The following is a 12,564-nucleotide window of genomic DNA, read 5'->3' as shown; positions in this document are numbered from 1 at the left end:
CCCCCGCCACTGGCGGCCGGCCACGGCCTCGCGCACGATGCCGATGCTGCTGTAGTGCAGGGCCGCGTGGCCCCGGCGTTTCAGGAGCCAGACGTACACCGCAGGCAGCAAGGCAAGCGCCAGCAGGAACCAGAGGTACTCGGGCCAGAGGAAGAACATGGTGCAGCCGGAATCCAGCGCCGGCATGCGTGCGCGCAGGAATTCCTTGCAGTACAGCTGCATCGTGCCTGCCGCGGATCGATTTCGCAACAGCGCGCGGCGCTGTGCCCGCCATGAAGGAGCGAGCCCGCGCTTGGCAGAAGGTTTCATCGAACTTCGCCGCAGCCTTACACGTGCTTCACTTTCGGCCTGCAGTATCGGGGCTCCTGAACAACTCCTCGAAGGAGCCGCGATGAAGAAGATGTTTTTCGCACTGGGCACCGCAGCCGCAATCGCATTGGCCGCATTGAGCGCTCCCGCCCAGGCGCAGCCCCACCATGGCGACCGCGGCTACCGCCCTCATGTGATCGTCGTCCCGCCGGCGCCGCCGCGCCCGATCGTCCGGCATGGCTACCACCCGCGTCACGACCATCGCGCCGACTACTACCGGCATGACCGTCGTGGCGGCTACCGCCATGCGCGCCGCGACAGCGACGGGGATGGCGTGCCCAATCGCTACGACCGCAATCCGCACAATCCGTATCGCCGCTGAGCGGGGAGGGGTGCAGCCCCTGGGGGAAATGGGTCATGTACGGCCGACAGCAGGGGCGTTGCTGGCACACTCGGCCCCTCCCTTCCACCCACCGGTACCGGCATGCGCGTGAAATCTTCTTTCCTGGCCATCGCGCTCGTGGTAGCAACGCCCGCAATGGCGCAGCCAGCAAGTCAGGTCGACGCCGCTGCCTGCAAAGCCGAGGAGGAGGCACTCGAGCAGGAAATGGCCGTGGCCCGCTCCAGGGGCCAGATGCTGCGCCGGCGGGAACTTGCCGAGGAACTGGCCGCACTGCAAGCCCGTTGCAAGACGCTCTCCCCGGCGCAGAGCCGGGCGGCGCGCATCGAGAAGCTGCAGCGGGAAATCAGGGGGCTGCGGCTCGAGCTCGAGCGAGCCGAGGAGGAGCTTCGCGAGCTGACGCGCGGCGGTTGACGGCAAGCCCGTAGGGCAACGACCTTCACGCTGCCGGACGGCCTCCCCGCTTGCTATCGGGATTTCGACCGCGTCTGGGCAGCAACGTTTCAGCCCGGATCGCCTCGATCAGGAAACGCACGAAGCTCTTGGCCGCGTCCGACAGCGAGCGCCCGGCCAGCGTCTCGACTTCGAGGTGGCGTTCGTTCATCTCGCGGTCGCGCAGCGGAACCGCCACCAGCGTCCTGGCAAGAAGCCGGGTCCGAACGGACAGCTCGCCATAGAAGGCGATGCACTCGCGTGCTGCACCCGCGAAGCTCACCAGCGCATCGGCGTGGTTGCTCGACATGGCGATCCGGTACTGCAGGCCCTGCCTGGTGCAGCTGATGTCGAGCAGTTGCCGGATCGAGCTGTTGGGCTGCGGAAGTGCCAGCGGGTACGCGGCCACCTGGCTCAGCGAAAGCTGGCCCTGCCGGGCCAGCGGGTGCTCGCGGGACATGACGGCGAGGATGGGACTCGGATGGCGCAGTTCCACCTGGATGCCGGCCTCCGGCACCGAGCTCAGGGTGACGCCGACGTCCGCCTCTGCGTCGCGGATGCGGCGCGGGATGTCTCCCTGGCCGCAGACCTCCAGGTGAAAGCGGATGCCCTCGTACTTTTCCTGGAAGCGGGCGATGAGCGTCGGGATGAAATCGAAGGCGAACCCCTCGGCGCTGACCACGCGCACGAAGCCGCTGCGCAGGCCGCGTAGCGCGGAGATGTCGTTCAGCACGCGCTCGTTGTCCTGCTGCGCCCGCTTGGCGTGCGCTGCCAGCAGTTCCCCTGCGGCGTTGGGCACCATGCCGCGGGCATGGCGCTCGAACAGCAGGCTGTCCAGCTCGCGCTCGAGGCGCGCCACCTGGCGGCTCACCGCGGATGGGGCCACGTTCAGCTTCGAGGCGGCTTCCTTGATCGATCCGGTCCGCACCACTTCGAGGAAGTAGCGCACGGCGGTCTCCTGGAGCAAATGGCCAGCCATGGATGTGGATTGCGATTTCGGCAACGAAAGATTCTAAACATGGCGCTTGATGCAACGCATGCGCACTTCTACGATGAACGACAACTGCTCCGCGGCGCCTTCTTCCAATCCCGATGTCTCCGATCTGCAAGAGCCCGATGAAGATCCTCTCCCTCCTGGCCGGCTGTGCGCTGGCATCCTGTCTCGGCATGGTCAGCGCGAAAGCCGTCGCTGCCGAAGGCGATTTCCCATCGCGGCCCATCACGCTGGTGATCCCCTTCCCGCCCGGCGGGGCCACCGACGTGCTGGGCCGCGTGATCGGCCAGCGCCTGGGCAAGGAGCTGGGCCAGCCTGTGGTGATCGACAACCGCGCCGGTGCCGGGACCATCATCGGTGCGACCTACGTCTCCAAGGCCGCGCCGGACGGCTATACGCTGCTGGTGAGCTCGGGCACCACGTTCACGGTCAACCCGGCGATCCGCAGCAACCTGCCCTACGACCCGATCAAGGGCTTCGACCCGATCGGAATCGCGGGTCGCACAGCCCTCATCCTGCTGGCGAACAAGGACGTTCCGGTCCAGACCTTCAAGCAGTTCGTCGATTACGTGAAGGCCTCGCCGGGCAAGTACGCCTACGGCTCGTTCGGCAGCGGCACCACCGCGCATTTCGCCGGCGAGACCCTCCTGAATGCCGCCGGGCTGAAGATGACGCATGTGCCCTACAAGGGCAGCGCGCCGGCCATGACCGATCTCATCGGCGGGCAGATCCCGTTCAGCGTCGACACGGTGAGCGCAGCCATTCCGCAGCTTACCGGAGGAAAGGTCAAGGCGATCGTGGTGACGACCGCGAAGCGCTCGGCGCTGCTGCCGGCCGTGCCTGCGATGGGCGAGAGCGGCTACCCCGGCATCGACATGGACACCTGGCTTGTCGTCGCGGGACCCAAGGGCGTGCCGCCGGCTGCCAAGGCCAGGCTCGAGAAGGCGCTCGCGGTCACCATGGCCGATCCGGACACCCGCGCGAAGCTGGTCGCGGCGGGCCTGGAGCCGGCCTACAGCAACGCGGCCGCGGCCAGCGAACTGATCAACAAGGAGCTGCCGCTGATGCGTGCAGTGGCCGCCCGGTCCAACATCACCGCGGACTGAGCATGGCCATGATCACGCACACGGCTGCCGGCGAACTCGTGGAGACCTCCGCGGTCGAACTGCGCCGCCTCATCGGTACCAAGGCACTCTCGCCGGTGGAGCTGCTGGAGGCATGCATCGCGCAGATCGAGAAGGTGAACCCGTTCGTGAACGCGATCACCGCCACGTGCTTCGAGCGCGCGCGCCGCGAGGCACTCGCCGCCGAGGCGGCCGTCATGGCCGGCGATCCCCTCGGGCTTCTGCACGGGTTGCCCTTGGGCGTGAAGGATCTCGAGCCCACGGAGGGCCTTCTCACCACCTGGGGCTCGCCCCTGTTCCGCAACCATGTGCCGGCTGAGGACATCGAGCTGGTGGCGCGTCTGCGCCGGGCCGGGGCGATCGTGACCGGGAAGACGAACGTCCCCGAGATGGGCGCGGGCGCCAACTCGCGCAACGCGGTCTGGGGCGCGACCGGCAATCCCTTCAACCCGGATCTCAATGCGGGAGGATCCTCCGGCGGGTCCGCCGCCGCCCTGGCCTGCGACATGCTGCCGGTCTGTACCGGCTCCGACACCGGCGGGTCGCTCCGCATCCCTGCTGCCAAGTGCGGGGTCGTGGGCTTCAGGCCTTCCCCCGGCATCGTTCCCAGCGTGCGCAAGCTGCTGGGCTGGACGTCGATCTCGGTCGTGGGGCCGATGGGGCGGACCGTCGAGGACGCCTGCCTGCAACTGGCCGCATCGGCCGGCATGCACCCCGGCGACCCGCTGAGCTATCCGCTCGACGCGCTTTCCTTCCGGAAGCCGGCCGACGTGGACCTGAGCCGGCTGCGCGTGGCATGGACGGAGGACTTCGGCGCCTGTGCGGTGGACGAGAACATCCGCACCACCTTCCGCCGCAAGATCGACGGCATGCGGCATCTCTTCCGGCGCTGCGACGAGGTCCGGCTCGACCTCGGCGAGGTTCACAGGTGCTTCGACGTGCTGCGCGCCGAAGCCTTCGTCGCGGGCATGCAGGCCGCGTACGAGAAGGACCCGATGAGCCTCGGCCCCAACTCGCGTGCCAACTACGAGATGGGCGCGCGGATGAGCCTGCTGGACAGCGCCTGGGCCCAGGCCGAGCAGACCCGCCTGATCCGGAAGTTCCAGGACGTCTTCGCGGACGTCGACTTGATCCTGTCGCCGACCACACCCGTCTCGCCCTTTCCGTGGACACAGCCGTACGCCGACACGATCAACGGGGAAAGGCAGGAGAACTACTATCGCTGGCTGGCGTTGACCTATGTCGTCACGCTGGTCACCCATCCTGCGCTGTCGCTGCCCTGCGGTGTCGATCATGCGGGCATGCCCTTCGGGCTGCAGATCGTCGGCGGCTTCAGGTCGGACCACCAGGTCCTGGGTGTCGCGCACGCGATGGAGCAGGCGTTCTCGACGAATGCCGAGCTTCGCCGCCCGCGCCCGGATCTGAATGCGTTGCTGAAGTCGCGGCCGCAGCCGCCACTGCGATCCATCGTCACGGCCCCGCCCGATGCGCAGGGCGCCGCAGGCGCTTCGGATTCGGCGTCTGCCTCGGTGGTCTAGTGGCGAGTGCCGACGGCGTCCCCGTCGGTGTACGCATGGGAAGGGTCTGTCGAGCGAGGCGCCCGCTACTCTCGGCGGAACATCGTCCGACGCGTGTTCCGGAAAGCCGGCCGGACCCGTGCGCTCCAGGCCGTGCCCCGAACCGCCAGCCAGGCGGGGCTCCCCACGATGTCCGGACTCGCGAGGTCGTAGCAGGCGTAGTAGCGCGGAGCGCCCCCTGCATCCAGGTAGCGCGCTGCACGCACCGTCCCGGGAACGGAAGCCAGGCCGGGCAGGTGCTCCTGTTCGTACCAGGCGTTGAGATCGTCTTCGAGCTGCGCCAGTACGTCGGTTTCGACGACGTAGTGATAGGAAGCGACCTCGCCAGCGGACGCTCCATCGAGCGCCTGGAGGCACTGCAAGCGATGCCAGGACATTCCCGGCCCTGTGACAGGCGCTGGAATCGCCAGGCTGCCCGGTGCGTAGATGTAGGTCCAAGGCCCTTCCATGGCGCGCATCGATCGAATGCCTGCGGTGTTGCGGATCGTTTCGGCAACTGCGTCGGGAGCGACCGATCGGTCGTGCTTGAAGAGCCAGAGATCTTCCATGCGACGGGTCCTTCAGTGCGAGACGTTGAGCGCCACAAGGAGGCGAGACACCATGTTGTATGCCGCAACGGTCGCCACGATCTCGACCACGCCCTTGGGATCGAAGTGCTCCTGAATCCTGGCCATGAGCGCATCGGGCACCTCGACGTCGCGGGTCATGGCATCGGTCAGTTCGAGGACGAGGCGTTCAACGGGTTCGAATACATCGGCAATCGAGGTCTCTCGCACGGCATCGACCTTCGCCATGCCGACCCCCGCCCTTTGCGCATGCGGCACATGGGCATCGAACTCGAAGCTGGCGCCATTGAGCACCGCGACGCGAAGGATCATGAGCTCGCGCAGGTCCGCGGGCACGCCGGTCTGGTTGCGCACGGCGGTGAGCATGCGCTCCCAGCCCGATGCGATCGGCCCGCTGTTGAGAAGGACCTGGTAGAGCAGCGACACGCGGCCCCGCTCGGCCATGATGCGGGCCTCGACTTCAGCCAGCTCGGGCCGGGTACCCGGCTCGACGAGAGGGACGCGAATGTGGGTGTTCGTCATCATTCGGCCTTGATGTTCTTGGCGCGCACCAGCTTTGCCCATTTGTCGGTGTCCTGCTTCTGGATCGCCGCCAGCTCCTGGGGCGTCGACCCGGCGGGCTCGGTGCCCGTCTTCAGCAACTTCTCTCGCACGGCCGGGTTGGCCAAGGTGTTGCGTACCGCCTTGTTCAGCGCCGCGATAGTCTCGGGAGGCGTCTTGGCCGGCGCAAAAAGGGCGTACCAGTTGTTCGTGTCGACGCCGCGGATGCCTTGCTCCTCCAGCGTCTTCACGTCGGGAAGCGAAGGGTGGCGCTTGCTCGCGGCCACGCCAAGCGCCTTGAGCCGCCCGCCTTGCAGGTGTCCCAGCAGGCCCGGTACGTCGCCGAAGAAGCCGCTGATCTGGCCACCCATCAGGTCGTTGATCGCGGGCGCGGCACCCTTGTAGGGAATGTGGAGCAGCTTGGCGCCTGTCGAGTCTGCCAACTGCTCGATGGCCAGGTGGGGAATGCTTCCGGTGCCCGAGGAGCCCATCGGCGTCGGGTCGGCCTTCTTCTTCGTCGCAGCCACGAACTCGGCCGCGTCGCGCGCCGGGTTGCCTTGCTGCGTGACCAGCAACTCGACGTTGTTGACCACCAGCGAGACCGGCGCGAAGTCGCGCTGCATGTCGTAGGGAAGCTTCTCGTAGAGCGACGCATTGATTGCTGCCGCGCCGACGCTGGTGAACCAGAGCGTTCCGCCGTCGGGCGCCGACTTCATGACGTCGACAGCGCCGATCGCCCCATTGGCACCGGGCTTGTTGTCCACGATGACGGTGCGCCCCAGCTCCTTGCCGAGCTGCTCGGAGAGTGCGCGGGCGACCGAGTCGACCGGGCCGCCGGAAGTGAACGAGACCACGATCCTCGTCGTCTTCGGCTGGGCATGAACGGCGGCCCCCAGGCCAAGGGCGAGGACCGCGGCGAACAGATGGCGTTTGACCATGAATGTCTCTCTTCGTTGTGTTGCGTGAGCGTTCAGTCGCAGCGTGCGGTCATGCCGCCGTCGACGACCAACTCGGTCCCGGTGATGAACCTGGCCTCGTCGCTGGCGAGGAACAGAACCGCGCTGGCGGTGTCCCGGCCGTCGCCCATGAAGCCGATCGGAATGCGCTTCTGGCGCTGAGCCAGGAGGGCGTCGACATCGCCGCCCGCGCGTTGTTTCGCAAGGCGGGTCTCGACCATCGGCGTGTGCAGTTGCCCGGGCACGACGCAGTTGACGCGCACCCCCTGGGCGGCATGCTGCACTGCGACCACGCGGGACAGGTGAATGACGCCTGCCTTGGTGGCGGCGTAGGCGACCTGGGCGCTTCCGGTCCATCGCAGGCCCGAGGTGGAGGCGATGTTGACGATCGAGCCGGCGCCCTTGGCGAGCAGGATGGGCAGCACGTGCTTGCAGGTCAGGAAGACGCTCTTGAGGTTGATGTCTATCTGGGAGTCCCACACCTCTTCGGACAGTTCGACCGGGCCGCCTGCGGCGGAGCCCCCGACGTTGTTGACCAGCACGTCGATCGTGCCGTAGGTCTCCACGCAGGCCGCTGCCATGGCGGCCACGCTCTCGCTGCTCGTGACGTCGCACACCCAGGGCGTGATCGACGCACGCGCCTCGCCGGCCAGTTCGAGGGTCTCGTCGAGCCGGGCGCGGTCGCGGTCGACCGCCAGCACCCTGGCGCCTTCCTCGGCCAGCCGGACCGCGATGGCCCGGCCGTTCCCCCAGCCGGCGCCGACGCAGCCGGCGCCGGTGACGATGGCAATCTTGTTGTCGAAGCGAAGGCTCATGCGGTGTCTCCAAATTGATAAAGGCGTTCGGGATTGCGCACCAGCAGCGCATGGCGCGCGGACTCCGTGGGTGCGATCTCGGCGATCAGGTCGACCAGCTGCTGCTCATCCGGTACCGGACCCGCGTGATTGGGGTGCGGCCAGTCGTTGCCCCACACCACCCGATCGCCGAACTCCGCGACAAGCGTCCTGGCGAAGGGCTGCGCGTCGGCATAAGGCGGGCCGAGGCGTGTGATCCGGTCCATGCCGCTGACCTTGACCCAGAAGCGCTCATCGGCCATGAGCTTCAGCAAGGCCTGGAAGTCGGGCTGGTCCATGCCGCGGGCCGCGTCGATGCGGCCGATGTGGTCGATCACCACGGGCGTCGGGCAACGGCGCAATGCCGGTGCGAGATCGGTCAGCAAGGCCGGGTCGCCATGGATCTGCAGGTGCCAGCCGAGCGGCGCGAAGCGAGTTGCCAGCGACAGCACGTCCTCGATCGGCGTGTGCTGTCCAAGATGCCCCATGAAGTTGAAGCGAACGCCGCGAAAGCCTGCCGCGTCGAGCCGCTTCAGCTCGGCGTCCTCGACCGTGGTCGGAAGCAGCGCGATGCCGCGGTAGCGCGATGGCCGCGAGGCCACTGCATCTTCCGTCACCCGGTTGTCGAATCCGTGGCAAGCCGACTGCACGACCACGCAACGCTCGAGACCCAGGCGGTCGTTCAGCGCGTAGAGCTGCTCCTTCGGCGCATCTTCCTTCGGCAGGAAGGTGGCATCGGGGGCGTAGGGGAAGCGGTCGCCGGGTCCGAAGACGTGGCAGTGCGCATTGCAGGCTCCAGGGGGAAGGGGGAAAGTCATGGCGCCAGTGTCGCGACGCCATGGGGTCCTCGTAAGGGCATTGCTGCTATACCCGCTATGCTTGGCGGCTATGGAGCTTCGCCAGTTGCAGTACTTCGTGACCGTGGTCGACGCGGGCAGTTTCAGCCGCGGGGCGGCCGTGCTGAACCTGGCTCAGCCAAGCCTGAGCCGGCAGATTGCACTGCTCGAGGCCGATCTCGGGCAGCGCCTGCTCGTGAGAACGGGGCGCGGTGTGACGCCTACCGAGGCGGGCGAAGCCCTGCTAGCCCATGCGCGTGCCATGCTGGACATCTCCCGGCGCGCCCGGGACGAACTGCAGGAAATGGATGAAAGCCCCGGAGGCCGGATCGTGGTGGGAATGCCGCCAAGGGTGGCGCTGGGGTTGAGCACACCGCTCGTGCGGAAGTTTCGAGAGCGGTTTCCGCGCGCGGTGATCACCGTGCTAGAGGGATTGAGTGTCGCGCTGCGGGAGTCGCTGATCGCGGGAAAGCTCGACCTGGCGCTTCTATTCGATCCATCGGCCTCCCCGCAATTGGCGTTCCAGCCATTGATGCGCGAGAAGCTCCTGTTGGTCGCGCCTCCCAAGAGCAAGTTGCCGCCGCGGGTCGGCCTGGGTGCTCTTGTCAACTATCCGATGGTGCTGCCGAGTGCACCGAATGCAATTCGGCACCTGCTCGATTCGGTGCTCGAATCGCGCGGCATTCAGCTCAGGGTGCTCGCTGAAGTGGGGGCGGTCCGTACGGCGGTCGCACTCGTCCAGACCGGGGTGGGCTGCACGGTGCTTCCGGAGAGCGCCTTGGGCGCCAGCGGCGATGAATTGCTGCCTCGCGCACCGATCGGGCCACCGAGCATCTGGAACGTGCTGGTCCTCGCGACCCCGAAGGCGCGTCCGGGAACTCGCCTCACCCGAGGCACAGCGCAGTTGCTTCAGGAGCTCGACTTTCGCCAGCGCTACTGACAAGGCAGGGTACAGGCGACGGAGCTCGCCAGGCCGGCAGGTCGCCCGAGCGAAGCGACGAAGTGCAGCGTTGCGCGACCATGACATAGCGGATCGACATAGCTGGTATAGGTCCGATGTTCTTACCGATGGCGGTGGCACCGAAGAGACTTGCCCCCATGCCCATCGAAGCCCAAACGAATCCCACCCGGCAGCTGCGCGCGTCGGGCAAGCTCATTTCATACGCCCCGCAGCACACGGGCGAAGCGATCCAGATCGAGTTCGATGATCAAGGAACTGGCCCGATCATCTGCATCCTGCCGTCGCTGGCCCGCTCCGGACGTGACTACGACGAAGTCACCGCCAAGTTGACAGCCGCAGGGTTTCGGGTGCTGCGCCCCGAGCCACGGGGCGTGGGCCTGAGCCGCGGCCCCATGGAGGATCTGGATCTTCACGACTTTGCGCGCGATGTGGCCGCGGTCCTCGACCACGAGGCGACGGGCCCGATCGTGGTCGTCGGGCATGCATGGGGCAGTCAGCCTGCGCGCACGCTCGCTGCGGATCGTCCCGACCTGGTGCGCGGAGTCGTCATGGCCGCGGCTTCTGCGGGCAAGCTCCCTCCGGGGTCGGCCGAGAAGCCCTACAGCCGGCTGCGCGATGCGATCGACGGCGCTGGCGACCTGAGCCTTCCGACCAGCCGACGACTGGAATGCCTCCGCCAGGCCTTCTTCGCGCCGGGTCATGACCCGAGCGTCTGGCTCGACGGCTGGTTTCCGGCGGCGCACGAGGCGCAAGGTCGGGCGCGCGAGATGACCCCGGTCGACGACTACTTTTCTGCCGGCGCCACCGTGCCAATCCTCGACCTGCAGGCTGAACACGACGCTGTCGTCATCCCCGGTGTCATGAAGCCGTACCTGGGAGACCGGGTGAACGTCCAGGTCATCCGTGACGCAGGGCACGCGATGGCCCCCGAGCAACCGCAGGCGATGAGCGATGCAATCGCCGACTTTGCGCGCGCGGCGTATTCCAGGTAGCGCTTCTCGCTGCCCACGGTCCGGCAGGTGGCAGTTGGCCGCCGGATGAGAGTTTTTCAGCAATTGCCTTACCACCTATCCAAGGAGACATACCGTGTTGAAGAGAACCATTTCGCTGGCCAGATTCGCCCTGCTGGGCATCACCCTCGCAAGTGCCCAGGTATGCATGGCGAGCGACTACCCGAACAAGCCGATCAAGATGGTCATCCCGTACACCCCGGGCGGATCGATCGACACGGTCGGGCGCATGGTCGCAGACCAGCTGCAGCGACAGTTGGGCCAGCCTATCGTCATCGAGAACCAGCCCGGTGCCTCGGGCGTGCTGGGATCGCTCAACGTCAAGAAGGCGAAGGCCGACGGCTACACCCTGCTGTTCAATGCCTCGAGCCAGGTCTACATGCCGCTTGTCGTCGCGAAGAAGACCTACGACGCCGAGCAGGACTTCACGCCTGTCGGGCAGATCGGCTACGTGCCGCTGGTCGTCGCTGTGAACAACGATGTCCCGGCAAAGAGCCTGGGCGAGTTCGCCACGCTGGTCAAGGCGAACCCCGGCAAGTACACCTGGGCGACATCCGGTCTGGGAACGACCAGCCACCTGAGCGAGGAGATGATCAACCGGGCACTGAAGCTCGACATGGAGATCATCGCGTACAAGGGTGCGGTGCCGCAGCTGACGGATGTCGTCGGCGGCCACGTGTCGGCGGCTGTCTCGCCCATGCCCGGCGTTCGCTCGTTCGTCCAGGCAGGGCGGTTGCGCGCGCTTGCCGTCACGAGCAAGACCCGCGTAGCCAACATGCCGGACGTGCCCACCGTGGCCGAGAGCGGTATTCCCGGTTTCGAGCTTCTCTCCTGGTATGGCATCTGGGGACCGGCGGAGATGCCCGTGGCGGTGACGAACCGGCTCAACGCCGAGATCGCCAAGGCGGTCGACACGCCTGCGCTCAAGGCCAAGTTCGCAGAGCTGTCCTTCGTCCCGGCGAAGGGCAATCCCGAACAGTTCAAGAAGTTGATCCGCGAGGACCTGTCGAAGATCGGCCAGGCTGTCAAGGAAGCCAACATCAAGATCGACTGACCTCCAGTGCAGCGAGGGTGGCTTGCACGTTCGCCGAGAGATCGAGCAGCGGCCCCCCGAGCACCGCCTCGGTCTCCACGATGCTGCCCTTCGTCGTGACGCTCACGTTGAGCACGTAGACAGGCCGGCCTTCCAACACGACCGGCGTCGCGAGTGCGACCACCTCCGGCTGCCAGGAAGCCGAACAGAAGCCGCGCTCAGCCACGCTCCGGATCGCGCTCCTGATCTCGTCGCGAATCTGGTTCCACCCGCTTCCGCGTCGTTCGCGGAACTGCGCCATGAGCGCGCGCCGACAGGGCTCGTCGGCGGCCGCGAGGTAGGCCCGACCCAGCGAGGTGAGTTCCATGGGGACCCGCTGTCCGGCGACGACATTGCGCAACGAAACCCTGCGGTTGTAGCGGACCGATTCGAGGTAGACCATTTCGTCCCGGTCCGCAACCGCCAGGCCGACGTTGATGCGCATCTTCTCCGCCAACGCCTGCATCAGCGGCGCGACCGCGTTCAGCACCGGGGAGCCAGCGCGCATGGCGTGGGCAAAGCTCAAGACCGGTGCTGCAAGGCGGTAAGCGCGCAGGTTCCGATCGTGCTCGAGCATTCCGACTTCGACCAGCGTCTGGGTCAGGCGACTGACGGTCGCGCGTGAAAGTCCGGTGCGCTCCGAGATCTCGCCGTTGCCCAGCAGGTCGGAACCGGGCCTGAAGGCACGGAGGATCTCGATTCCGCGCTCGAGAGACCGGTTCAGCGTGGGGGCTTCGAAATGCTGGCGTCTGGACGACATGGACAAGAGCTTCGGATCGAGGGAATGGCGTCAGTGTAATTCCATTCAATGGAAATTGGGGGATGCGCAAAGCGTTGGGCAGACCTAAGCTGGCGGCACTCGATGAGAAGACCCAAGCCGCCATCGATTCACGTTTCGCCCGTCCTTTTTCCACCTGGAGATGGTATGGACGCCTCCCCCCTCGCTGATCGAGT

At 66.7% G+C, this 12,564-nt stretch carries 15 protein-coding genes; 7 read left to right on the top strand and 8 right to left on the bottom strand.

Annotated features, from left to right (window positions below):
• Nucleotides 1-159, bottom strand: a 159-nt coding sequence (locus APY03_RS43990; RefSeq protein WP_332307391.1) for a BatA domain-containing protein, incomplete at its 3' end; no start/stop codon positions are given.
• 232 nt (nucleotides 160-391) lie between these two features.
• Here APY03_RS43990 and APY03_RS17815 point away from each other — a divergent pair.
• Both APY03_RS17815 and APY03_RS17810 read left to right on the top strand, forming a co-directional pair.
• Nucleotides 392-691, top strand: coding sequence for a hypothetical protein (locus APY03_RS17815; protein ID WP_068678601.1), 300 nt, complete (start codon nucleotides 392-394; stop codon nucleotides 689-691).
• A gap of 108 nt (nucleotides 692-799) precedes the next feature.
• The gene (locus APY03_RS17810; protein ID WP_443082827.1) at nucleotides 800-1,123 is read left to right on the top strand and encodes a DUF1090 family protein; all 324 of its coding nucleotides are present in this window, start codon (nucleotides 800-802) and stop codon (nucleotides 1,121-1,123) included.
• Nucleotides 1,124-1,148: 25 nt separating this feature from the next.
• Here the strand turns inward: APY03_RS17810 and APY03_RS17805 are convergent, their stop codons facing one another.
• A complete protein-coding gene (locus APY03_RS17805; protein WP_083944435.1) occupies nucleotides 1,149-2,120 on the bottom strand; it encodes a LysR family transcriptional regulator in 972 nt (323 codons plus the stop codon).
• A 137-nt stretch (nucleotides 2,121-2,257) separates the two neighbouring features.
• Between APY03_RS17805 and APY03_RS17800 the strand changes: the two genes are divergently transcribed.
• Together APY03_RS17800 and APY03_RS17795 are read left to right on the top strand one after the other, a co-directional pair.
• A complete protein-coding gene (locus tag APY03_RS17800) occupies nucleotides 2,258-3,241 on the top strand; it encodes a Bug family tripartite tricarboxylate transporter substrate binding protein (protein WP_068678598.1) in 984 nt (327 codons plus the stop codon).
• 8 nt (nucleotides 3,242-3,249) lie between these two features.
• Nucleotides 3,250-4,797: an amidase gene (locus APY03_RS17795; RefSeq protein ID WP_068678655.1), complete on the top strand. Its 1,548-nt coding sequence runs from the start codon at nucleotides 3,250-3,252 to the stop codon at nucleotides 4,795-4,797.
• 65 nt (nucleotides 4,798-4,862) lie between these two features.
• Here APY03_RS17795 and APY03_RS17790 read toward each other — a convergent pair whose 3' ends face one another.
• From APY03_RS17790 to APY03_RS17770, 5 genes are read right to left on the bottom strand one after another with little or no spacing between them, the layout of a single operon-like run.
• Nucleotides 4,863-5,384, bottom strand: coding sequence for a DUF4286 family protein (locus APY03_RS17790; protein ID WP_068678596.1), 522 nt, complete (start codon nucleotides 5,382-5,384; stop codon nucleotides 4,863-4,865).
• 12 nt (nucleotides 5,385-5,396) lie between these two features.
• Nucleotides 5,397-5,924, bottom strand: coding sequence for a carboxymuconolactone decarboxylase family protein (locus APY03_RS17785; protein WP_174262841.1), 528 nt, complete (start codon nucleotides 5,922-5,924; stop codon nucleotides 5,397-5,399).
• The gene (locus tag APY03_RS17780; RefSeq protein ID WP_068678594.1) at nucleotides 5,924-6,880 is read right to left on the bottom strand and encodes a Bug family tripartite tricarboxylate transporter substrate binding protein; all 957 of its coding nucleotides are present in this window, start codon (nucleotides 6,878-6,880) and stop codon (nucleotides 5,924-5,926) included. Before APY03_RS17780 ends, APY03_RS17785 begins: the two co-directional genes overlap by 1 nt.
• 32 nt (nucleotides 6,881-6,912) lie before the next feature.
• The gene (locus APY03_RS17775) at nucleotides 6,913-7,713 is read right to left on the bottom strand and encodes an SDR family NAD(P)-dependent oxidoreductase (RefSeq protein ID WP_068678592.1); all 801 of its coding nucleotides are present in this window, start codon (nucleotides 7,711-7,713) and stop codon (nucleotides 6,913-6,915) included.
• On the bottom strand, nucleotides 7,710-8,549 hold the full coding sequence (locus APY03_RS17770; protein ID WP_068678590.1) for an amidohydrolase family protein: 840 nt from the start codon (nucleotides 8,547-8,549) through the stop codon (nucleotides 7,710-7,712). The genes APY03_RS17775 and APY03_RS17770 overlap by 4 nt, the downstream gene beginning before the upstream one ends.
• A gap of 70 nt (nucleotides 8,550-8,619) precedes the next feature.
• Here APY03_RS17770 and APY03_RS17765 point away from each other — a divergent pair, with 70 nt between their 5' ends.
• From APY03_RS17765 to APY03_RS17755, 3 genes are all read left to right on the top strand, one after another.
• Nucleotides 8,620-9,507, top strand: a complete 888-nt coding sequence (locus APY03_RS17765) for a LysR substrate-binding domain-containing protein (protein WP_068678588.1) — start codon at nucleotides 8,620-8,622, stop codon at nucleotides 9,505-9,507.
• A 158-nt stretch (nucleotides 9,508-9,665) separates the two neighbouring features.
• Nucleotides 9,666-10,520 (top strand): alpha/beta fold hydrolase, encoded by an 855-nt coding sequence (locus APY03_RS17760; protein ID WP_102906236.1) that lies wholly within the window; start codon nucleotides 9,666-9,668, stop codon nucleotides 10,518-10,520.
• A gap of 94 nt (nucleotides 10,521-10,614) precedes the next feature.
• Nucleotides 10,615-11,592: a Bug family tripartite tricarboxylate transporter substrate binding protein gene (locus APY03_RS17755; RefSeq protein WP_232081255.1), complete on the top strand. Its 978-nt coding sequence runs from the start codon at nucleotides 10,615-10,617 to the stop codon at nucleotides 11,590-11,592.
• On the opposite strand, the gene APY03_RS17750 is transcribed toward APY03_RS17755, so the two are convergent.
• Nucleotides 11,579-12,370, bottom strand: a complete 792-nt coding sequence (locus APY03_RS17750) for an IclR family transcriptional regulator (RefSeq protein ID WP_068678647.1) — start codon at nucleotides 12,368-12,370, stop codon at nucleotides 11,579-11,581. The two genes, APY03_RS17755 and APY03_RS17750, sit on opposite strands and share 14 nt — an antisense overlap.
• Nucleotides 12,371-12,564 lie beyond the last annotated feature (194 nt).

This window comes from Variovorax sp. WDL1, from assembly GCF_001541225.1.
GTDB lineage: Bacteria > Pseudomonadota > Gammaproteobacteria > Burkholderiales > Burkholderiaceae_C > Variovorax.
The sequence above is the reverse complement of the archived record's forward strand: the minus strand, read 5'-3'. Positions and strand labels throughout refer to the sequence as shown.